Origin of the sequence: Variovorax sp. UC122_21, assembly GCF_044056785.1 — a bacterium.
GTDB lineage: Bacteria > Pseudomonadota > Gammaproteobacteria > Burkholderiales > Burkholderiaceae_C > Variovorax.
In genome coordinates this window covers 402655-422645 of the sequence record NZ_CP172004.1, presented here as the reverse complement: position 1 = coordinate 422645, position 19991 = coordinate 402655, and the positions used below count along the sequence as shown (strand labels likewise).

General features: G+C 70.5%; 19 protein-coding genes. 10 read left to right on the top strand and 9 right to left on the bottom strand.

The window, feature by feature from the left end; translation table 11 throughout:
- Positions 1 to 157: 157 nt before the first annotated feature.
- Both ACHMXE_RS14245 and ACHMXE_RS14240 read right to left on the bottom strand, forming a co-directional pair.
- Complete coding sequence (locus ACHMXE_RS14245; protein ID WP_395349823.1) at positions 158 to 802, bottom strand: SIS domain-containing protein; 645 nt, start codon at positions 800 to 802, stop codon at positions 158 to 160.
- A 217-nt stretch (positions 803 to 1019) separates the two neighbouring features.
- Positions 1020 to 1403, bottom strand: coding sequence for a YraN family protein (locus ACHMXE_RS14240; RefSeq protein WP_395349822.1), 384 nt, complete (start codon positions 1401 to 1403; stop codon positions 1020 to 1022).
- A 25-nt stretch (positions 1404 to 1428) separates the two neighbouring features.
- Between ACHMXE_RS14240 and rsmI the strand changes: the two genes are divergently transcribed.
- Positions 1429 to 2412, top strand: a complete 984-nt coding sequence (rsmI, locus tag ACHMXE_RS14235) for a 16S rRNA (cytidine(1402)-2'-O)-methyltransferase (protein ID WP_395353080.1) — start codon at positions 1429 to 1431, stop codon at positions 2410 to 2412.
- Here the strand turns inward: rsmI and ACHMXE_RS14230 are convergent.
- Together ACHMXE_RS14230 and ACHMXE_RS14225 are read right to left on the bottom strand one after the other, a co-directional pair.
- The gene (locus ACHMXE_RS14230) at positions 2409 to 3191 is read right to left on the bottom strand and encodes an IclR family transcriptional regulator (RefSeq protein WP_203203109.1); all 783 of its coding nucleotides are present in this window, start codon (positions 3189 to 3191) and stop codon (positions 2409 to 2411) included. The two genes, rsmI and ACHMXE_RS14230, sit on opposite strands and share 4 nt — an antisense overlap.
- A gap of 1 nt (position 3192) precedes the next feature.
- The gene (locus ACHMXE_RS14225; RefSeq protein WP_395349821.1) at positions 3193 to 3318 is read right to left on the bottom strand and encodes a hypothetical protein; all 126 of its coding nucleotides are present in this window, start codon (positions 3316 to 3318) and stop codon (positions 3193 to 3195) included.
- Between the two features lie 30 nt (positions 3319 to 3348).
- On the opposite strand from ACHMXE_RS14225, the gene ACHMXE_RS14220 reads away from it, so the two are divergent.
- The 5 genes from ACHMXE_RS14220 to ACHMXE_RS14200 are packed head-to-tail and all read left to right on the top strand — an operon-like array spanning position 3349 to position 8157.
- Positions 3349 to 4356 (top strand): TRAP transporter substrate-binding protein, encoded by a 1008-nt coding sequence (locus ACHMXE_RS14220; RefSeq protein ID WP_395349820.1) that lies wholly within the window; start codon positions 3349 to 3351, stop codon positions 4354 to 4356.
- A 26-nt stretch (positions 4357 to 4382) separates the two neighbouring features.
- Positions 4383 to 4826 (top strand): type II 3-dehydroquinate dehydratase, encoded by a 444-nt coding sequence (locus tag ACHMXE_RS14215; protein WP_395349819.1) that lies wholly within the window; start codon positions 4383 to 4385, stop codon positions 4824 to 4826.
- Between the two features lie 57 nt (positions 4827 to 4883).
- The gene (locus ACHMXE_RS14210; RefSeq protein WP_203203112.1) at positions 4884 to 5438 is read left to right on the top strand and encodes a TRAP transporter small permease; all 555 of its coding nucleotides are present in this window, start codon (positions 4884 to 4886) and stop codon (positions 5436 to 5438) included.
- Positions 5435 to 6715 carry a TRAP transporter large permease gene (locus tag ACHMXE_RS14205; RefSeq protein WP_203203113.1) on the top strand — a complete coding sequence of 427 codons (1281 nt, stop codon included), beginning with the start codon at positions 5435 to 5437 and terminating at the stop codon, positions 6713 to 6715. Before ACHMXE_RS14210 ends, ACHMXE_RS14205 begins: the two co-directional genes overlap by 4 nt.
- Complete coding sequence (locus ACHMXE_RS14200) at positions 6715 to 8157, top strand: ELWxxDGT repeat protein (protein WP_395349818.1); 1443 nt, start codon at positions 6715 to 6717, stop codon at positions 8155 to 8157. Before ACHMXE_RS14205 ends, ACHMXE_RS14200 begins: the two co-directional genes overlap by 1 nt.
- A gap of 83 nt (positions 8158 to 8240) precedes the next feature.
- On the opposite strand, the gene ACHMXE_RS14195 is transcribed toward ACHMXE_RS14200, so the two are convergent.
- From ACHMXE_RS14195 to ssb, 3 genes are all read right to left on the bottom strand, one after another.
- Positions 8241 to 10457: a PQQ-binding-like beta-propeller repeat protein gene (locus ACHMXE_RS14195; protein WP_203203115.1), complete on the bottom strand. Its 2217-nt coding sequence runs from the start codon at positions 10455 to 10457 to the stop codon at positions 8241 to 8243.
- A gap of 125 nt (positions 10458 to 10582) precedes the next feature.
- Complete coding sequence (locus tag ACHMXE_RS14190; protein WP_281080938.1) at positions 10583 to 11632, bottom strand: ThuA domain-containing protein; 1050 nt, start codon at positions 11630 to 11632, stop codon at positions 10583 to 10585.
- Between the two features lie 537 nt (positions 11633 to 12169).
- Positions 12170 to 12712 (bottom strand): single-stranded DNA-binding protein, encoded by a 543-nt coding sequence (ssb, locus tag ACHMXE_RS14185; RefSeq protein ID WP_209542910.1) that lies wholly within the window; start codon positions 12710 to 12712, stop codon positions 12170 to 12172.
- Between the two features lie 138 nt (positions 12713 to 12850).
- Here ssb and ACHMXE_RS14180 point away from each other — a divergent pair, with 138 nt between their 5' ends.
- Together ACHMXE_RS14180 and uvrA are read left to right on the top strand one after the other, a co-directional pair.
- Positions 12851 to 14218: a chloride channel protein gene (locus tag ACHMXE_RS14180; protein ID WP_395349816.1), complete on the top strand. Its 1368-nt coding sequence runs from the start codon at positions 12851 to 12853 to the stop codon at positions 14216 to 14218.
- A gap of 47 nt (positions 14219 to 14265) precedes the next feature.
- Positions 14266 to 17361 (top strand): excinuclease ABC subunit UvrA, encoded by a 3096-nt coding sequence (gene uvrA / locus ACHMXE_RS14175; protein ID WP_395349815.1) that lies wholly within the window; start codon positions 14266 to 14268, stop codon positions 17359 to 17361.
- Between the two features lie 38 nt (positions 17362 to 17399).
- Here uvrA and ACHMXE_RS14170 read toward each other — a convergent pair whose 3' ends face one another.
- On the bottom strand, positions 17400 to 17879 hold the full coding sequence (locus ACHMXE_RS14170; protein ID WP_395349814.1) for a type II toxin-antitoxin system VapC family toxin: 480 nt from the start codon (positions 17877 to 17879) through the stop codon (positions 17400 to 17402).
- A complete protein-coding gene (locus ACHMXE_RS14165) occupies positions 17876 to 18646 on the bottom strand; it encodes a hypothetical protein (RefSeq protein ID WP_395349813.1) in 771 nt (256 codons plus the stop codon). Before ACHMXE_RS14165 ends, ACHMXE_RS14170 begins: the two co-directional genes overlap by 4 nt.
- Positions 18647 to 18748: 102 nt before the next feature.
- Between ACHMXE_RS14165 and ACHMXE_RS14160 the strand changes: the two genes are divergently transcribed.
- Both ACHMXE_RS14160 and atpE read left to right on the top strand, forming a co-directional pair.
- On the top strand, positions 18749 to 19636 hold the full coding sequence (locus ACHMXE_RS14160; RefSeq protein ID WP_209542914.1) for a DMT family transporter: 888 nt from the start codon (positions 18749 to 18751) through the stop codon (positions 19634 to 19636).
- A gap of 94 nt (positions 19637 to 19730) precedes the next feature.
- Positions 19731 to 19970 carry a F0F1 ATP synthase subunit C gene (atpE, locus tag ACHMXE_RS14155; RefSeq protein ID WP_057594681.1) on the top strand — a complete coding sequence of 80 codons (240 nt, stop codon included), beginning with the start codon at positions 19731 to 19733 and terminating at the stop codon, positions 19968 to 19970.
- The last annotated feature ends 21 nt before the right edge of the window (positions 19971 to 19991 follow it).

Sequence of the window (19991 nt, the reverse complement as noted above, 5' to 3'; positions counted from 1 at the left end):
CGCGAGGCCCTGGCCCGGGTTCGCGGCGAGTTTAGCCCAGCGGATTTGCCGCTCCGTTACGGCTTGTTGGTAGAAACGGAGAAGGCGCCGGAGTTCCCGCGCGGGCGCGCCGGCGCCTGTGGGAGGCGGCCTACGCCGCCTCTGCGCACTCGTGGCCTCAGCTCGACGGCGACAGCACGTCGCTGTCGGGATCGCCGAGCAGCTGCGCGTCCACGCCGTCGCACAGGCAATGCAGCGCGAGCAGGTGGATCTCGTGGATGCGCGCGCCGCGCTCGTGCGGCACGCTGATCTGCACGTCGGTCTCGCGCAGCGCGCGGCCGATCACGCCGCCCGTGCCCGGCGCGGCCGAGGCGCCCGCGTTGGCATTGCCGAGCAGCGCCACCACGGTCATGTCGCGCTCGTGCGCGGCATGCACCGCCGCGAGCACCGGGGCCGACTGGCCGCTGACGCTGAGCGCGAGCAGCACGTCGCCGGCCTGGCCGAGCGCGCGCACCGGGCGCGCGAAGCGGTCGCCGTCGACGGCATTCGCGCCGTCGGCCGCGGGATCGGTGCTGTCGCCGGGCAGCGCGATGGCCGCGAGCTCGGGCCGCTCGCGCTCGAAGCGGCCGACGAACTGCGAGGCGAACTGCGTGGCCAGCAGGCCCGACACGCCCGACCCGCAGGCCAGCACCTTGCCGCCGCTGGTCACGCACGCCAGGATCGCCTGCATCGCCTGCGAAATGGGTTTGCTCAGAACCGGGCCGGCCTGGTACTTGAGGTCGGCACTGTCGATGAAGTGCTGCTGAATCCGTTGCTCGAGCATGGGGCGGGATGATAACTGCGGGGATGCAGCGAAAGACCCCGCGCTGTGATCCGCCCTACACCTTCATGCATCGCGCGCCGGTGCGCGGGCCGCTCACAAGGTGTGAAGAAACCGTAGCGAGCGCCCCGAGGTCGCGCCGAGGACCGCAGCCGTACTCACGTACGGTGAGGACCGCAGGTGCGAGATCGGGGCGCGCAGTAGGTTTATTCACACCTTGTCAGCCCGCGTCGAAAGCCGCGCGCAACCAGGTGATGCGCTCCTCGACCAGCACCACGTCGAAGCGGCACGGCGGCGGCTCGCGCAGGCGGGCGAGATAGTGGCGCGCCGCGAACACGATGCGCCGCTGCTTGGCCGCCGTGATGCTGCCGGCCGCGCCGCCGTGGCCCGTGAAACTGCGCTGGCGCACCTCGACGAACACCAGCGTGCGGTCGCGCGGATCGCGCATGATCAGGTCGATCTCGCCGCCGCCTCGTCCCGGCGTCCGATAATTGCGCGCGACCAGCCGCAGCCCCGCGCGTTCCAGGTACGCCAGTGCGGCGTCCTCCGCCGCGTCGCCGCGGCGCTTGGTCGTGACGGCCGATGCCGTCGTCGTGGTCTTCATGACCGCTCCCTGTTCCCGTTTGTTCTTGTGTCGACGTCCCTCGGAGAAAAGCGCTTGGCCTCACTCGCACCCGCCTCTTTTCGGTGCCGCCCTCGGGGCCGCGCGCGACGCCGCCGGTGCGCAGCATTATCCGCAGGGCACCCTCTACGTGGTCGCCACGCCGATCGGCAACCTGGCCGACATCACCTTGCGCGCGCTGCACGTGCTGCAGCTGGTCGACGCCGTCGCCTGCGAGGACACGCGCCACACCCAGAGCCTGCTGCGCGCCTACGGCATCGACCGCCCCGGCGCGCAATTGCTCGCGCTGCACCAGCACAACGAGGCCGAGGCCGCGCAGGCCGTGGTCGCGCGGCTCGCGCAGGGCGAGCGCATCGCCTACGTCAGCGACGCCGGCACGCCGGGCGTGAGCGATCCCGGCGCGCGGCTGGTGGCCGCGGTGCATGCGGCCGGCCTGCGCGCGCTGCCGCTGCCGGGCGCGAGCAGCGTCACCACGCTGGTCGGCGCGGCCGGGTTGGTGTCCGACGGCAGCGGCGACAGCGCGAGCAGCGCCTTCGTGTTCGCGGGCTTCCTGCCGAGCAAGGCCGGCGAGCGCGACGCCGCGGTGCAGGCGCTCGCGCACGAGCCGCGCGCCGTGGTGCTGCTCGAGGCCCCGCACCGCATCGAGCCGCTGGCGCGCGCGCTGGCCGTGCTCGGCGAGCGCCGCGTCACCGTGGGCCGCGAGCTCACCAAGCAGTTCGAGGAGATCGCGACCCTGGCGGCCGGCGCTCTGCCCGCCTGGTTCGCGGCCGAACGCGACCGCACGCGCGGCGAGTTCGCGCTGGTGCTGCATCCGGTGGCGGTGGCGGCCAACGACGGCGCCGAGGGCGAGCGCGTGCTGCGCCTGCTGCTGGCCGAGCTGCCGGTCAAGAGCGCCGTGAAGCTCGCGGCCGAGATCACGGGCGCGCCGCGCAACACGCTCTACGACACGGCGCTGCGGATCCGCAACGCGGGCGACGAAGACGCGGACTAAGCTCGCTTCTTGAACAGCGCCGAGGCCCCGCTCGCCGTCGCCACCTCGGCCGCGGCCTGCATCAGCGTCGGCCCGAGCGTCTCCATGCGCTGCGGCGTCAGCCGCACCGCGGGACCGGCGATGGTGATGACGCCGATCGCCGGGCCGGACGGACCGAAGACCGGCGCCGCCATCGCGGTCATGCCGGGCGCGAACACCTCGTTGATCAGGCTGAAGCCGCGCTGGCGCGCCGCCTTCACGTAGACCATCACGGCCTTGAGCGTGGTCGGCGCCTTGGGGCCGAAGTCCTCGGGCTTGCCCAGGCCCTTCTTCGCGACCAGCGCCATCGCGTCGTCCTCAGGCAGGGTCGAGAGCCAGGCATGGCCGGCCGCGCTGCACGACAGCGCCACCGACAGGCCCATGTCCGGGTCGTAGCGCAGGCCGTGGGTGGCGCCCTGCGCCTTGGCCACGAAGGTGAGCTCGTCGCCGTCGACCACCGCCAGGCGCACCAGTTCGCCCGAGGCCTTGGCGAGCTGGTCGAGCAGCGGCTGCGCGACATCGACCACGCCCGAGTTGCTGAGGAACGAGAGGCCGATCGACACCAGCTTGATGGTCAGCACGTAGTGGCCGTCGCGCTGCTCCTGCCGCACGTAGCCGTAGCGGATCAGCTCCGTCAGCAGGCGGTGCGAGGCGCTCAGCGGGATCTGCAGATCGCCCGCCAGCAGGGACAGGGGCACGCCCTCGGGATGGGACGCCAGATATTCCAGCACCCTGAAGCTGCGTCCCAGCATTTCGCTCATGTCAGTACTCCCGGTTCATGTCGCGGACCGATGGCGACAGGCGAACTCTAGCAGATGAAGGGAAGGGATTTCCATAGTGGAAAGATTTTCCGATTTCCCACAGAATGCCTTCCATCGCATCGGCCATGCCGCCTTCCGTCCCTCCCTGGAGTCCTTCGTGAAATTCCTTCGCACCTTCGCCCTCGCCAGCCTCTGCATCGGCCTCGCCGCGCCCGCCCTGGCGCAGCAGGAACGCACCATCCGCTTCGGCCACCTCAACAACACCGACCACCCGGTGAGCCTGGGCGTGAAGCGCTTCGCCGAGCTGCTCGCGGCCAAGAGCGGCGGCAAGATGAAGGTACAGGAGTACCCGGCCAACCAGCTCGGCAACGAGATGCAGCAGCAGTCGGCGCTGCAGGGCGGCGTGCAGCAGATGTCGGCGCCCGCGACCACCTCGCTCGCGGGCATCGTCAAGGAGTTCGGCCTGGTCGACTTCCCGTTCGCGGTCGCCAGCTTCGAGCAGGCCGACCAGCTGCTCGACGGCCCGCTGGGCCAGGCGCTGATCGCCAAGCTGCCCGAGAAGGGCCTGGTGGCGCTCGGCTACTGGGACCTGGGCTTTCGCAACGTGACCAACAGCAAGCACCCGATCACCAAGGCCGAGGACCTGCAGGGCCTGAAGATCCGCGTGATCCCGAACCCGGTGTTCCTCGACACCTTCAAGGCCTTCAAGGCCAACCCGGTGCCGATGCCCTTCGCCGAGCTCTACGGCGCGCTCGAGTCGAAGGCGGTCGACGGCCAGGAGAACCCGTTCGCCGTGATCCTGTCGAACAAGTTCTACGAGGTGCAGAAGTTCGTGAGCGCGACCAACCACGTGTACGCGGCCAACATCGTGCTCGTGAGCAAGAAGTTCTGGGACCAGCTCTCGCCCACCGAGCAGAAGTGGATGCGCGAGGCCGCCGACGAGGCGCGCGGCTACCAGCGCCAGACCAGCCGCGCCGCGGCGCAGAAGGCCGTCGGCGAGCTGCAGGCCAAGGGCGCGCAGTTCAACGAGGTGGCGCCGAAGGAGCAGGTGCGCATGCGCGAGATCGCGCAGCCGGTGATCGACAAGTTCGCGGCCCAGTACGACCCGGCCATCGTCAAGCTCTACAACGACGAGCTCGCGCGCATCCGCGGCGGCAAGCAGTGAGCGCACCGCAACCGCGAGCATCCATCATGAAGTTCCTCGTCCTGCACGGCCCCAACCTCAACCTCTTCGGCCGCCGCGAGCCACACATCTACGGCCGCACCACCCTGGCCGAGATCGACGCGCGCATCGACAAGCTCGCGCGCGAGCTCGACATCACGGTGGCGACGATCCAGTCCAACCACGAAGGCGCGCTGGTCGACTTCCTGCACCAGCACATCGACGAGGCGCAGGGCGCGCTGGTCAATCCCGCGGGTCTCACGCAGCACGGCGTGCCGCTGCACGACGCGATCAAGGCCATGCCGTTCCCGACCGTCGAGGTCCACATGTCGAACATCGCGGCGCGCGAGGCCTGGCGCGCGCACTCGATCATCTCGCCGGCCGTGCGCGGCACGGTGCAGGGGCTCGGGCCGCAGTCCTATCTCGCGGCGCTGCGCGCGCTGGTCGAGATCGTGCGCGACGACAAGCAGTGAGCCCGCGCGTGCGCCGTTGCACGGCGCGCGCCCACCGACTGGATTGAAGAGGACGACATGAATCGATGGATCGATCGCGCCTGCCGCGTGGTGGAGGCGCTGATCGCGACCTTCCTGGCCGTGATGGTGGTGCTGGTGTTCGGCAACGTGGTGCTGCGCTACGGCCTCAACTCGGGCATCACCGTGTCCGAGGAGGTCTCGCGCTGGCTGTTCATCTGGATCACCTTCCTGGGTGCGCTGGTGGCGCTGCGCGAGCATGCCCACCTCGGCGTGGACATGGTGGTCGGCAAGCTGCCGCCGCTGGGCCGCAAGCTGTGCCTGGGCGCGAGCCACCTGCTGATGCTCTACATCCTGTGGCTGCTGTTCCAGGGCAGCCTGGCGCAGACGCGGATCAACTGGGACGTGGAGGCGCCGGTCACCGGCGCCTCGATGGCCGTGGTCTATGCCTCGGGCCTGGTGTTCTCGGTGCTGGCCGCGGCGCTGCTGCTGATCGAACTGCTGCGCCTGCTCACGGGCCAGCTGGCCGACGACCAGCTGGTGGCGATCCAGGAATCGGAAGAGGCCGCCGCGCTCGCGCAGGTGCTCGACCACGAACGGGAGCGCCGCGCATGACGATCGCCGTCTTCCTCGGATCGCTGCTGCTGGCCATGGCGCTCGGCATGCCGATCGCGTTCGCGCTGCTGGCCAGCGGCGTGGCGCTGATGTGGCAGCTCGACCTGTTCGATGCCCAGATCCTGGCGCAGAACCTGATCGGCGGCGCCGACAGCTTCCCGCTGCTGGCCGTGCCCTTCTTCATGCTCGCGGGCGAGATCATGAACGCGGGCGGCCTGTCGCGCCGCATCGTCGCGCTGGCGCTCGCGCTGGTGGGCCATGTGCGCGGCGGCCTGGGCTACGTGACCATCATGGCCGGCTGCCTGCTGTCGGCGCTGTCGGGCTCGGCCGTGGCCGACGCGGCGGCACTGACCGCGCTGCTGCTGCCGATGATGGTCTCGGCCGGCCACGACCGCGCCCGCGCGGGCGGCCTGATCGCGGCCACCGGCATCATCGGCCCCGTGATCCCGCCGAGCATCGGGCTGGTGATCTTCGGCGTGGCGGCCAACGTCTCGATCTCCAAGCTCTTCCTCGCGGCCATCGTGCCCGGCCTGCTGATCGGCGGCGCGCTGTGGATCACCTGGGCCTGGCTGGTGCGGCACGAGAAGATCGAGCCGCCGCCGCGCAAGTCCGGCCGCGAGATCGCCAGCGCGGCGCGCGAGGCCGGCTGGGCGCTGATGCTGCCGGTGATCATCCTGGTGGGCCTGCGCATGGGCGTGTTCACGCCCACCGAGGCGGCCGTGGTGGCCGCCGTCTACGCGCTCTTCGTGGCCACGGTCATCTACCGCGAGCTGCGCTTTCCCGATCTCTACAAGATCTTCGTGAGCGCCGCCAAGACCAGCGCGGTCGTGATGTTCCTGATCGCCGCGGCGATGGTCAGCGCCTGGCTGATCACGGTGGCCGACCTGCCCGCCAAGGTGGTGGCGCTGCTCGAGCCCTTCATGGGCAACAAGATCGTGCTGATGATCGCGATCATGCTGCTGGTGATGGCGGTGGGCACGGCGATGGACATGACGCCGACCATCCTGATCCTCACGCCGGTGCTGATGCCGGTGGTGGCGGCGGCCGGCATCGACCCGGTCTACTTCGGCGTGATGTTCATCATCAACAACTCGATCGGGCTGATCACGCCGCCGGTGGGCGTGGTGCTCAACGTGGTGGCGGGCGTGGGCCGCATGCGCATGGACGAGGTCACGCGCGGCGTGCTGCCGTTCATGGCGGCGGAGTTCGCGATCATGTTCCTCATGGTGCTGTTCCCGCAGCTGGTGACGGTGCCCGCGAAATGGTTCGGCGGCTGATGCGCGCGCCCGCCCTTCTCCCTGCGCGCTGCCGGCTGCGCGCGTTGTGCGCCGCGCTCGCGTTGCTCGCTCCGCTGGCGGCGTCGGCACAGGATCCGGCGCGCGACGTGCTGCCCGAGCAGCTGCAGCCGCGCGCCTTCGTCGGGCCGACCGGCCTGGTGCGGCTGGGCCCGCGCGTGCTGTTCTCGGCCTTCCACGTGACCACCGGGCAGGAGCTCTGGAGCAGCGACGGCACCACCGCCGGCACCGTGCCGCTGAAGGACATCCGCCCCGGCTTTCGCGGCGCCTTCCCGAGCTGGCAGACGCGCTTCGGCGCGCATGTCTACTTCACCGCCACCGACGGCGCGCACGGCCTCGAGCTGTGGCGCAGCGACGGCACGGCGCGCGGCACGCAGCGCGTGACCGACCTGAATCCCGGCGAGGCCGACGCGATGCCGGCCGAGCTGACGGCCTGGCGCGATGCGCTGTACTTCGTCGCCAACGACGGCCGCCACGGCTTCCAGCTGTGGAAGACCGGCGGCGATGCGCGCAGCACGCAACGCGTGTCCTCGATCGACGCGGGCCCGGGCGCGGTGGTGCGCCAGCTCACGCCGGCCGGCCGGCGGCTGTTCTTCACCGCCACCAGCCGCGCCCATGGGCACGAGCTCTGGGTCAGCGAGGGCACGCCCGAGACCACGCGGCTGGTGAAGGACATCCGCGCCGGCGCGGAGGACGGCAACCTCGAGAACCTGGTGGCGATCGGCGATCGGCTCTGGTTCACCGCGAGCGACGGCCGGCATGGCATCGAACTCTGGACCAGCGACGGCAGCGAAGCCGGCACGCGCATGGTCAGGGACATCCGGCCCGGCGAGGCCGCGTCGCGGCCCGCGCACCTCACGGCCGTGGGCGGCACGCTCTACTTCGCGGCCGAGGACGGCACGCACGGCATCGAGCTCTGGCGCAGCGACGGCACCGAGGCCGGCACGCGGCTGGTGAAGGACCTGCGGCCCGGCGCCGCGAGCTCGGTGCCCGGCCCGCTCGCGGCCTTCGGCGGCCGGCTCTACTTCGCCGCCACCGACGGCGAGGCCGGCGCCGAACTCTGGACCAGCGACGGCAGCGCGGCCGGCACCCGGCTCGTGAAGGACCTGGGGCCGGGACCTGGCAGCGGCTCGCCCGCGCGCTTCGCGCAGGCCGCCGGCCGGCTGTGGTTCTCGGCCAACGACGGCGTGCACGGCGTGGAGCCCTGGTCCACCGATGGCAGCGCGGCCGGCACGCGGCTCGCGGCCGATGTCGCGCCCGGACCGCGCCATGCGATGCCGCTGGGCTTCGTCGCGCTCGGCGACGCGGTGCTGTTCGTGGCCGACGACGGCCTCGGCAACGAGCGCCTGTGGTCGCGCAGCACGAAGGGCGGCGCGCGCCGCGCCACGCTGATCGGCGATCCGCTGCGCGAGCGCCTGCGCTGAGCCGCGCCGGCTGGCCGGCTCCTTTCGCGCGCCAACGAAAAGGCCCCGGTTCGCACCGGGGCCTTCGTGCATCGCGCGCGGGCTCAGTACACGACGATCTTGCCGGTCGGTCGCGCGCTGTGGCAGTCGTTGTAGAAGTACTCGCCGGGCGTGTCGAAGCGGTGCTGCGCCGACTGGCCCGGTGCGAGCTTGAAGTCGAAGCGGCCCTCGAAGAACTGCGTGGCGCAGTGCTGGTTGGCATTGCCGGCGGGGTTGGTGAAGGTCACGGTGGTGTTCGCTGGCACGCGCATCCAGGTCGGCGTCATCGCGTTGACCGCGGTGCTCTCGCTGGTGCCGGGCGCGTTGGCCGCGGTCTGCACGCGCGCGAGGAACACGGTGTTGGGCGTGGGCAGCGCCGCGCCTTCCACCGGCTGGCCCGACACCGGCCGGCGCACCTCGGGCGGCCTGGGCGTGGCCGCCGGCGCCACCGTGCCGCCGACCTTGAAGGCCCAGAGGTAGTCGCCGCGCGGCGCCGAGTCGCCGTAGGGGATGCTGGTGCCGCCCGCGTAGACCGCGATGTACTGCTCGCCGTCGACCTCGTAGGCCACCGGGCTCGCGGCGATGGCCGCGCCGGTCTGGAAGCGCCACAGCTCGTTGCCGTCGCCCGCGTCGAGCGCGAGCAGGTTGCCGTCGGGCTGGCCGATGAACAGCAGGTCGGCCCCCGTGCTCAGGATGCCGTTGCCGTGCGCCAGCGAGTAGGGCATGGGCTTCTTCCACTTGACCAGGTTGGTGCCCGGGTCGACCGCCACCACCGCGCCGGTCATGTAGGTGCCCGGCGGGCGCAGACCGTTGCTCGACTCGGTCAGCGAGTGCGCGGCCGAGACGTAGCCCATGCCGGTGTAGACCAGGCCGGTGCGCGGGCTGAAGGACTGGTGGTTCCAGTTGGCGCCGCCGCCGTGGCCAGGGATCGACAGCAGCGGCACGTCCCAGTGCGCGTCGTAGAGGCAGCCCTTGAGGTAGTTGGGCACGGCGCGGTTCGGGTCGCCCGGGATCGCGGTGCCCAGCGGCTGGTCGACGATGCAGGTCTCGGTCCACGCGCCCTGGCGCGGGAAGGGCTGGGTCGGCCAGCTCGCCTGGCGGGCGTCCTGCTTGACCGGCATCTCGTCGATGCCCAGCGGCGCGCTGCCGTCCTTGCGGTCGAGGATGTAGTACATGCCGGTCTTGCTGCCGTAGATCACGACCTTGCGCTCCTGGCCCGCGATCCTCACGTTGGCCAGCACCGGCGACATCACGTTGTCCATGTCCCAGATGTCGTGGTGCACCGACTGGAAGTGCCACTTGTACTCGCCGGTCTTGAGGTCGAGCGCGACGATCGAGTTGGCGAACAGGTTCAGGCCCGGCCGCGTGGAGCCGTTCTGCGAGGAGCCGCCGCGCACGTTGCCGAAGGTCCAGTAGACGAGCCCCAGCTCGGGATCGACCGCCGGGTGGATCCACGGCGTGGCGCCGGTGCGGTCCGACTCGGGCGCGCCGCCCCAGGTGTCGTAGCCGCGCTCGCCCACGCGCGGCACGCCCCAGAAGGTGGAGAGCACCTTGCCCGTGGCCGCGTCGGCCGAGAAGGCGGCGCCGCGGTTGCCGTCGTTGGTGCCCACGTAGAGGCGCTTGTCGTGATAGACCAGCGCCACCTTCTGCACCGCGCCCTGGTAGTCGGGGTCGGTGGTGCTGCTCGGGTACTGCTTGATCCAGACCGGCTTGCCGGTCTTCGTGTCGAGCGCCACCAGCCGGTTGCCCGTGGCCACGGTGTAGACCAGGCCCAGGTCCTTCGCGACCGCCGCGCCGCGGCGCGTGATCGCGCCATAGGGCGTGGTCCATTTCCACTTGGTAACGCCGGTCTTGCCGTCGACCGCGATCAGGTTGCCGAGCGCCGACTCGATGTAGATCACGCCGTCGACCACCACCGTGGTGCTCTGGCTGTTGCCGGTGTTGGTGCCGCCCTCGATGCGGTTGAGCCAGGCGCCGCCGAGCTGGCCGACGCGCGCCTTGTCGATCTTCGCGAGGCTCGAGTAGTTCTGGTTGCCGAGGTTGCCGCCCACCTTGGGGAAGTCGCGGTCGCCCGCGGTGCAGCAGTCGGCCAGTTCGGCGGCCGAGGGGCCGGCCGCGGGCGGTGCCGGCGGCGGGGCCGGCGGGTTGGGTGCCGGCGGGGGCGCCGCGAACCAGGGAAAGGCGCCGCCGCCCGAGTCGCCGCCGCCGCAGCCGGCCAGCAGCAGGGGCGCGCCGATCGCGCCGCAGGCGAGCAGCGTCGCTGCCAGTGATGTGAGTCGCATGGTGAAGATCTCCGCTCCGAAGGAAGGGTTGTCCGCGATGGGAAAGAGGAAGGCGGCGCGCAGGGACGCGCGCACGGCGCCGGGGCGCCGTGCGGGCCGCGAGGCCACTGGGGTCAGGGGTCAGCTCAGGTGCAGAAGGGCGTCAGGCCCATGGCCGACTTCACGCCCTGCACCACCAGCTTCTGGAACTGGTCCGCGCCCGGTCCGGTCGAGCTGGCGGTGAACGAATGGTCGTTGTGGCCCAGCGTGCTGAGCCAGGCGCGGCCGCCGTCGTAGTACTGGCACCAGGCCACGGGGTGGAAGTCCGCATGGCCCGGATGCGGCGGCGAGGTCAGCGGCTTGAGCGTGGAGGTGTCGACCTTGGCGAGGAACTTCACGTTGGTCGGGAAGGGCGCGAGGTTGTACCACTCGTCCTGGAAGGTGAAGCGCTTGGGCAGGTCCACGGTGGAGGGGTCGTCGGCAATGATCTCGACGTCGCCCGAGCGGTTGGGCCCGTGGTTGTAGAAGTTGGCGTTGCCCAGCAGGCCTTCGTAGTAGGGCCAGTTGTATTCGGCGCCGAAGGCGTTGTGCAGCCCGACGAAGCCGCCGCCGCGGCGCATGTAGTTGCGCAGCGCCGTGCGCGCGGCGTCGTTGCTGGTCGCGACCGAGCCGTTCCACAGCGTGTCACGGTTCGAGCTCGCGAAGATCACGGCCTTGTAGTTGTTGATGCGGCTGCCGAGCACGGCCACGTCCTCGGTCCAGTCGGCCGTGATGCCCGCGTCCTTGAGCATGCGCACCAGGCCGGCCTGCATCACGTTGTCGGGGTTCATGACCGGGTTGAGGCCGGTGCCCATCGGCGTGCCGAGGTTGGCGTGGCGCGGTCCGGCGGTGCGCGAGTAGATCAGCACGCGGTCGGGCGTGGTGGCGAAGGCGCCCCAGTCGTTGTAGCACTTGCGGTCGGTGCCGCGGCAGACGTTGTAGTAGGTGTCGAAGCTGGTGTCGGGCGCCTCGGCCACGGGATCGGTGGGTCGGTCGTCCACCGGTTCTTCGGGCGCCGCGGGCGGCGGTGGCGGTGCCACCGCGACCGGCACGAAGCCGGCACCGCCGCCGCCGCTGCCGCCGCCACAGGCGGTCAGGACCAGGGCGAGCGCCGCGCTCGACACGAGGCCGAGGGTCAGGGAATGAGCTGGTTTCACGAAGTCTCCTACTTGTAGTCGTGGCCGGGGCCGCGCGGGCGCGCCCTGCCGGGATGGCTCGGCTGCTTCCGATGGCCGGGGAAGCAGCCGACGAAGCACCAAGGAATGCCGGCCTCAGACGGGAAAGCGGGAAAGCGCCGCCCTGCCTCGATCGGGTGCAGCAGGCCACCCTCCCTCGGCGAGCGAAGGAAGGACCGGGTGCACGGCGGAAGCGGGCGCGCGAAAGACGCGCGGGGGACGCGGGCGAACGCTCAGGACGGCGCGTTCGGCACGCGCCGCAGATCGGACACGGACAACGGGCGAGGCAGTGGCACGGATCGTCTCCAGGGCTGAAAGCGCAGGGCCAGGGGGCCCGGCTGCGGACGATCATAAGCAGAATTGGAAAGTATTTCCACTATAGAAATCCCTTCCTCTTTTGCGGCTTCGCGCTTTCGTGCCCCGGAAGGCGCAAAGAAAAAGGGCCGATCGCGCATGGCGATCGGCCCTTGGCCGGCTGGCGGGGGCGACGGGAGGCAAGCCTCGCGCCGCGGGGTCCGGTCAGAACGGAATGTCGTCGTCCATGTCGTCGAAGCCCGACGAGGACTTGGCCGGTGCCTGGCGCGGTGCGGGCGCCGGTGCGCGCGGCGCGGCGGCCGGGGCGCGCGCCGGTGCCGGGGCGTAGCCGCCGCCACCACCGCCACCGCCATTGCCGCCCTGCGAATAACCGCCGTCGTCGTAGCCGCCGCCCGCCGGGGCGCCCTGGCCCTGGCGGCTGCCGAGCATCTGCATCTGGTCGACGCGGATGTCGGTCGCGTACTTCTCGACGCCGTCCTTGTCGGTGTACTTGCGCGTGCGGATCTGGCCTTCGACGTAGATCTGCGAGCCCTTGCGCAGGTACTGCGCGGCGATTTCGGCCAGGCGGCCGTTGAACACGAGACGGTGCCATTCGGTGGCTTCGCGCATCTCGCCGCTTTGCTTGTCCTTCCACTTGTCGGTGGTCGCGAGGGTCGCGTTGCAGACCTGGTCGCCGCTCGGGAAGGTACGGGTTTCGGGATCGCGGCCGAGGTTGCCGACGAGGATGACTTTGTTGACCGATGCCATGTGCGCTGCCCCTGATGAATGAGTAAGAGGAGGTTTGAAGGAAAAAGGAGGACACGCATTGTGCCCGATGGACCGGGCGACGCGGCCTCCGCTGGCACGGCGGCCGGATACCGCGCGGCAGAATGGCGGGCTGGACCGATGAATCACGAGCCCGACTTCCTGCAGAACCTGCGCGCCGAGTTTTCGGGCTGGCGCCTGTGGATCGACCGCGCCATCGTGCTCGGCTACGCGGTGCTCGCGGGCCTGTTCGTGGTGGGCTTCACGCATGCGGCCGAATGGGCCTTCGCGCTGTTCGAGGGCCTGTTCCGGCGCCATCCCTGGGCCGTGCTGCTGTGGACGCCGGCGCTCACGGCCGCCATCGTCTGGGCCACGCGGCGCTGGTTCCCGGGCGCGGCGGGCTCGGGCATCCCGCAGATCAAGGCCGCGCTCGATCCCGATCTGCCCTCCGACCGGCGCGGCCTGTTCGCCTCGCTGCGGCTGACGCTGGCCAAGATCGGGCTCGGCGCCGCGGGCTTCGCGGCCGGCCTGTCGGTGGGGCGCGAAGGGCCGTCGGTGCAGGTGGCGGCCGGCGTGATGCAGCACGCGAAACGCTGGCTGTCGCCCGGCATCACGATCGACATGCGCGCGCTGCTGGTGGCCGGCGGCGCGGCGGGCATCGCGGCCGCGTTCAACGCGCCGCTCGCGGGCGTGGTGTTCGCCATCGAGGAGCTGTCGGGCCGGCTCGAGGCACGCGCCAGCGGCGTGATCATCACCGGCATCGTGCTCGCGGGCCTGGTGGCGGTGTCGGCCTTCGGCAACCTCAGCTATTTCGGCGTGATCCGCGTGCCGCACCTCGACTGGAGCCTGCTCGGCCCGGGCCTGGCGGTGGCGCTGCTCAGCGGCGTGGCGGGCGGGCTGTTCGCGCGGCTGCTGATCGCCTCGCTGACCGGCGCACCGCAGCGCCTGAACCACTGGCGCCGGCGCTATCCGGTGCGCTTCGCGGCCGCCTGCGGGCTGGCCGTGGCCGTCATCGGGCTGGCCACGGGCGGCGTCACCTACGGCGCGGGCTCGGAGGCCGTCAAGCGGATGCTGCATGGCGAGGCCCCGCTCTCGCCGCTCTACACGCTGCTGAAGTTCATCGCCACCTGGCTCACCGCCTGGAGCGGCGCGCCCGGCGGCATCTTCGCGCCCTCGCTGTCGATCGGCGCGGGCATCGGCGACGCCATCGCGCGGCTCGCGAGCCCCGAATTCGGTCCCGCGCTGATCGCGCTCGGCATGGCCGGCTTCCTGGCCGCGGTCACGCAGGCGCCGCTGACGGCCTTCATCATCGTGATGGAGATGGTCGACGGCCACGCCATGGTGCTGAGCCTGATGGCCTCGGCCATGCTCGCGAGCCTGGTCTCGCGCATGATCAGCCGGCCGCTGTACGAGACGCTGGCCGAGCACATGGTGGGCGCGGCCACCGGGCGGCTCGCGGCGCAGCCGCAGGAGCCCGTCGCCCGCGAAGAACCGCCCCGCTCGCCATGACATCCCGGGCGGTCTATCATGTCCGGTTGCCCTCGGACGATCGCCCCTTGAATTCAAAAGCCACCGAAGACACTGCGCAAGCAGAAGCCGAACGCGAAAGCGAGCGCGACGCCCAACGCGAAGCGTACCTGGGCGCCGTGCTGGCCCAGCAGCGCATCAGCATCCGCGGCGCGCGCACCCACAACCTCAAGAACGTCGACCTCGACATCCCGCGCAACAAGCTGGTGGTGATCACCGGCCTGTCGGGCTCGGGCAAGTCGAGCCTGGCCTTCGACACGCTGTATGCCGAGGGCCAGCGGCGCTACGTCGAGAGCCTGTCGGCCTATGCGCGGCAGTTCCTGCAGCTGATGGACAAGCCCGACGTCGACGTGATCGAGGGCCTGTCGCCCGCGATCAGCATCGAACAGAAGGCCACCAGCCACAACCCGCGCTCCACCGTGGGCACGGTGACCGAGATCCACGACTACCTGCGCCTGCTCTATGCGCGCGCCGGCACGCCCTTCTGCCCCGACCACCACCTGCCGCTGCAGGCGCAGACCGTCTCGCAGATGGTCGACGCGACCCTGGGCCTGGGCGAGGAGCCGCGGCTGATGATCCTCGCGCCGGTGGCGCGCGAGAAGAAGGGCGAGTTCGTCGAGCTGTTCGCCGAGATGCAGGCCGCGGGCTACATCCGCTTTCGCGTCGACGGCCAGACCTACGAATACAACGACCTGCCCAAGCTCAAGAAGACCGAGAAGCACGACATCGACGTGGTGATCGACCGGCTGCGCGCGCGCCCCGACATGCAGCAGCGCCTGGCCGAGAGCTTCGAGGCCGCGCTGCGCCTGGCCGAGGGCCGCGCGCTGGTGCTCGAGCTCGGCGGCGAGGGCCAGCCCGACCGCGAGCACCTGTTCAACGCCAAGTTCTCCTGCCCGATCTGCCACTACTCGCTGGCCGAGCTCGAGCCGCGGCTGTTCTCGTTCAACTCGCCCGTGGGCGCCTGCCCGAGCTGCGACGGCCTGGGCCACAGCGAGGTGTTCGACGCGGCGCGCGTGGTGGCCTTCCCCACGCTGTCGCTGGCCAGCGGCGCGATCAAGGGCTGGGACCGCCGCAACGGCTACTACTTCAGCATGATCGAGAGCGTCGCGAAGCACTACAAGTTCGACGTCGACGCGCCCTTCGAATCGCTGCCGGCCTCGGTGCAGCAGGTGCTGCTGCACGGCTCGGCGGGCGAGGAGATCAAGTTCAACTACACCATGGAGTCGGGCAATTTCGCGGGCAAGAAGCTTACGAAGAAGCATCCCTTCGAGGGGATCATCCCGAACATGGCGCGGCGCTACCGCGAGACCGATTCGGTGATGGTGCGCGAGGACCTCGCGCGCTACCGCAGCTTCCAGCCCTGCCCCGAATGCGGCGGCTCGCGGCTGCGGCGCGAGGCGCGCAACGTGTTCCTGGTCGACGAGTCGGCGCGCCCGGCGGACGGCGGCGAGCCGCCGCGCATGGCGATCTTCGAACTCAGCCGACTCACCTTGCGCGACAGCCTCGCGTGGTTCCAGCGCCTGCAGCTGCGCGGCGCCAAGGCCGAGATCGCCGACAAGGTGGTGCGCGAGATCGGCCTGCGCCTCAAGTTCCTCAACGACGTCGGCCTCAACTACCTGAGCCTGGACCGCAGCGCCGAGACGCTGTCGGGCGGCGAGGCGCAGCGCATCCGCCTTGCCTCGCAGATCGGCTCGGGCCTGACCGGCGTGATGTACGTACTCGACGAGCCCAGCATCGGCCTGCACCAGCGCGACAACGACCGCCTGATCGGCACCCTCAAGCATCTGCGCGACATCGGCAACAGCGTGATCGTTGTCGAGCACGACGAGGACATGATCCACGCCGCCGACCACGTGATCGACATGGGCCCGGGCGCCGGCGTGCACGGCGGCCGCGTGATGGCGCAGGGCAGCTTCGCGCAGGTGGCGGCCAACCCCGAGTCGCTGACCGGCCAGTACCTGTCGGGCGCGAAGAAGATCGAGGTGCCGAAGCGCCGCACGCCCTGGCTGCCGGTGGTGAAGAAGGACGTGCCCGCCGAGCCGCGCAAGGCCTCGCGCTTTCCGCAGAGCCCCGCGGCCGAGCGCCGCGCCGCGCGCGAGGCCGCGCACCTCGCCTCGCAGACCGCGCTGCAGGAGATCCGCGTGGTCGGCGCCAGCGGCAACAACCTCAAGAACGTGAGCGTGGCCTTCCCGGTCGGCCTGCTGACCTGCGTCACCGGCGTCTCGGGCTCGGGCAAGTCCACGCTGGTCAACGACACGCTCTACAGCGCCGTCGCACGCACCCTCTACCGCGCCCACGAGGAGCCCGCGCCGCACGAGGCGGTCGAAGGCATCGAGTACTTCGACAAGGTCATCAACGTCGACCAGAGCCCGATCGGCCGCACGCCGCGCAGCAACCCGGCCACCTACACGGGCCTGTTCACGCCGATCCGCGAACTGATGGCCGAGACCAACACCGCGCGCGAGCGCGGCTACGGGCCGGGCCGCTTCAGCTTCAACGTGGCGGGCGGGCGTTGCGAGGCCTGCCAGGGCGACGGCGTGGTGAAGGTCGAGATGCACTTCCTGCCCGACGTCTACGTGCCCTGCGAGGTCTGCCACGGCCAGCGCTACAACCGCGAGACGCTCGAGGTCCAGTACAAGGGCCGCAACATCGCGCAGATCCTCGACATGACGGTCGAGGTCGCGCACGAGTTCCTCAAGGCCGTGCCGACCATCGAGCGCAAGCTGCGCACCCTGCTCGACGTGGGCCTGAGCTACATCAAGCTCGGCCAGTCGGCCACCACGCTGTCGGGCGGCGAGGCGCAGCGCGTGAAGCTCGCGCTCGAGCTCAGCAAGCGCGACACCGGCCGCACGCTCTACATCCTCGACGAGCCGACCACCGGCCTGCACTTCGCCGACATCGAGCTGCTGCTCAAGGTGCTGCACCAGCTGCGCGACGCGGGCAACACCATCGTCGTGATCGAGCACAACCTCGACGTCATCAAGACCGCCGACTGGCTGATCGACATGGGCCCCGAGGGCGGCGCCGGCGGCGGCACGGTGGTGGGCGCGGGCACGCCGGAGGATCTGGCGGCGAACGAGGCGAGCCACACGGGGCATTACCTCAAGCGGCTGCTGCCGGGCTGATACGAAGGGCTCCGGGAGCCCCTTCGCCACTTCGTCGCCTATTCGCTCAGCAGGCCGCGTTGCCCGTTGTCGAACCAGGCCGAATCGAAGCCATCGGCCAGCAGGATCGGCTGCACGGCACAGGTGCCCGCCGCGTTCAGCCTGCGCAGGTACTTCACCAGCGTATGCGCATCCTCGGTGAGGATGTGCGTCAGCGATTCGCAGATGGCCTGGGCGATCAGCTTGATGTCGTCCTTGACGGCGCTTCGATCGTCGGCCGCGTCCCGAGCCAACCCGCGCATCAGCAGGCCCGCGGTCATCGCGTGGTCGATGTTGAACGGGAGCACCTCGAAGTTGCGCAAGGGCAGATCGGTCACGGCCTGCTTGACCTGGAACTCCGATGCGGCGATGGCCGAGAGGTACAGCGGCACGCCGCGTTTGAGCGCTTCGCGCAGATAGCCGACCGCCGCCGGATGATGCGCGCGTGCCGGGTCGGCGAGCGAGATCAGGTAGCTCGTGTCGAGCAGGATGGCGCTCACTCCTTGCTTCCCCGCAGCTCGTCGACCCACGCACCGGCATCGGGCACATCGCGCCATGCCTTCGCCCCGCGCTGGGTCAGGCGATCGAGTTCCTTCTCGTCGAGCCGGCTTTCGTGCTCGACGAATTCGAGCAGCCTCGCGTTCCGGTAGTCGCGCGTCATGACGTTGTATTCGGCGACGATCCGGATCATGGCGGGCTTGTAGAGGCGGTTGACCTTCTCGTCCCGCAGCATCTCGCGGGCTGCATCGACCAGCAAGGTCTTGCCGTCCGGCAGGCGAATGTGGGCATTGGGCTTGGTGTGCCCGCCCATGTCCTCGATCTCGCCGCGCACATAGCGCTCGACGCGCACCCATTGGTCCGCATCGTCGGCCCTGAAGTCCGATTCGCTGTCGATCACGATGGCGGCGGACAGGAAATCCGCCGCGATGCTCACGCGCCAGCGGCGACCGCCGCGCGCACTCTTCTGCCAGCGCTCGACCACGGCGCGGCGCTTCGCCGCGATGCCTTCCATCTGCTGGCTGCCCGCGAGTCTTCGCAGGTCGTTCATCAGCACCGGGTTGGCCGTCGGTGCCGTGCGAATGGCGAGCGAACCTTGCTCGATGGAGACATCCAGCGCGCTGGTGTCGACATCGTTGCCATCGCCGCGCAGGAACTCGTCGACGTCCCTGGCAAAGCCGCGCAACACGGACAGCGGCACCCGCTCCGGCGAGATTTCGTATCCGGCCGACTCGTCGTGCAAAGCTATCAGCAAGGCTTGCGCTTCCATCGGGCCATTTTAGGTGTCGAGGTCATTTCGTTGCAGAGGAGGCCCACTGCGTCTTCCGCGGCCCCAGGCACGGAACCACGGTCCGCGCCACAATCGCGCCCCATGCCTTCCTTCACCCCGCGCCAGTTCGTCATCCTCGTCCTGCTGACCCTCGCCTGGGGCCTCAACTGGCCGGTGATGAAGCTCGGCGTGGCGGACTATCCGCCGCTGGCCTTCCGCGCGATCTCGATCTGGCTCGGGCTGCCGGTGCTGGGCCTGGCGCTGGCGTGGATGAAGGTGCCGTTCCGCGTGCCGCGCGGCGCCTGGCCCGAGTTGCTTTGGCTGGGCGCCACCAACATGTTCGTCTGGCACGCCTGCATCATCCTCGCGGTGAAGGCGCTGTCGGGCGGGCGCGCGGCCATCCTCGGCTACACCATGCCGGTGTTCTCGGCCGTGATCGGCGCGCTGCTGTTCTCGGCCGCGCTCTCGCGCCGCGCCTGGACCGGCGTGGGCGCCTGCGCGATCGGCGTGGGCCTGCTGCTGTGGCACGAGCTCACCGACCTCGCGGGGCGGCCCGGCTATGTCGCGCTCGCGCTGGTGGCGGCCGCCACCTGGGCGCTGGGCACGCAGCTGCTGCGCCACACGCGCATCGGGCTGCCGACGCTCACGCTCTCGTTCTGGATGACGGCGCTCACCGCGGTGGTGATGACGGTGCTGTCGGCGCTGTTCGAGCGCGACCAGTGGCGCTGGCCCGGCAGCGTGACCTGGGGCGCGATCCTCTACAACGCGGTGCTGATCTTCGGCTTCGCGCACGCGGCATGGTTCTACCTCGCGCGCGGGCTGCCGCCCGTGGCCTCCACGCTCAGCGTGATGTTCATCCCGGTGCTCGGCGTGTTCAGCGGCGCGGTGTGGCTCGGCGAGGCGGTGCACTGGCAGGACTGGGTGGCGGTGGCGCTGATGATGGTGGCGATCGCCTCGGTGCTGTGGCCCTCGCGCGCCGCGCGCACCTGAGCCGCCGCCGCGCGCGCATGACCCGCGAGGTCATGGACCCGGTGCAGTCGATGCAGGACAGTACGTCCAGGCATCAACCACTGGAGAAAGCACCATGAACGGCTTCAACATCCTTCCCCTCGCGGTCGCCCTGCTGATCGGCATCGCGGCACTGGGCTCGTGCATCGGCATCGCGCTGGTGGGACAGAAGTTCCTCGAGGGCACGACGCGCCAGCCCGAGATGGTCGACACGCTGCAGACCAAGTTCTTCCTGGTCGCGGGCGTGACCGACGGGGCCTTCATCATCGCCACCGGCATCGGCCTGTGGTTCGCGACGGCCAGCCCCTTCGGCTGATCGGCGCGAAGAAGGCGGCGC

Excerpts from the sequence above, each read along its gene's own strand:
- ACHMXE_RS14205 (WP_203203113.1), top strand. The coding sequence starts at position 5,435 with ATGACGATCGCCGTCTTCCTCGGATCGCTGCTGCTGGCCATGGCGCTC.
- ACHMXE_RS14215 (WP_395349819.1), top strand. The coding sequence starts at position 4,383 with ATGAAGTTCCTCGTCCTGCACGGCCCCAACCTCAACCTCTTCGGCCGC.
- ACHMXE_RS14160 (WP_209542914.1), top strand. The coding sequence starts at position 18,749 with ATGCCTTCCTTCACCCCGCGCCAGTTCGTCATCCTCGTCCTGCTGACC.
- ACHMXE_RS14200 (WP_395349818.1), top strand. The coding sequence starts at position 6,715 with ATGCGCGCGCCCGCCCTTCTCCCTGCGCGCTGCCGGCTGCGCGCGTTG.
- atpE (WP_057594681.1), top strand. The coding sequence starts at position 19,731 with ATGAACGGCTTCAACATCCTTCCCCTCGCGGTCGCCCTGCTGATCGGC.
- ACHMXE_RS14225 (WP_395349821.1), bottom strand. The coding sequence starts at position 3,318 with ATGGCCGATGCGATGGAAGGCATTCTGTGGGAAATCGGAAAATCTTTC.
- ssb (WP_209542910.1), bottom strand. The coding sequence starts at position 12,712 with ATGGCATCGGTCAACAAAGTCATCCTCGTCGGCAACCTCGGCCGCGAT.
- ACHMXE_RS14180 (WP_395349816.1), top strand. The coding sequence starts at position 12,851 with ATGAATCACGAGCCCGACTTCCTGCAGAACCTGCGCGCCGAGTTTTCG.
- ACHMXE_RS14240 (WP_395349822.1), bottom strand. The coding sequence starts at position 1,403 with ATGAAGACCACGACGACGGCATCGGCCGTCACGACCAAGCGCCGCGGC.
- ACHMXE_RS14245 (WP_395349823.1), bottom strand. The coding sequence starts at position 802 with ATGCTCGAGCAACGGATTCAGCAGCACTTCATCGACAGTGCCGACCTC.
- ACHMXE_RS14210 (WP_203203112.1), top strand. The coding sequence starts at position 4,884 with ATGAATCGATGGATCGATCGCGCCTGCCGCGTGGTGGAGGCGCTGATC.
- ACHMXE_RS14165 (WP_395349813.1), bottom strand. The coding sequence starts at position 18,646 with ATGGAAGCGCAAGCCTTGCTGATAGCTTTGCACGACGAGTCGGCCGGA.
- ACHMXE_RS14230 (WP_203203109.1), bottom strand. The coding sequence starts at position 3,191 with ATGAGCGAAATGCTGGGACGCAGCTTCAGGGTGCTGGAATATCTGGCG.
- ACHMXE_RS14195 (WP_203203115.1), bottom strand. The coding sequence starts at position 10,457 with ATGCGACTCACATCACTGGCAGCGACGCTGCTCGCCTGCGGCGCGATC.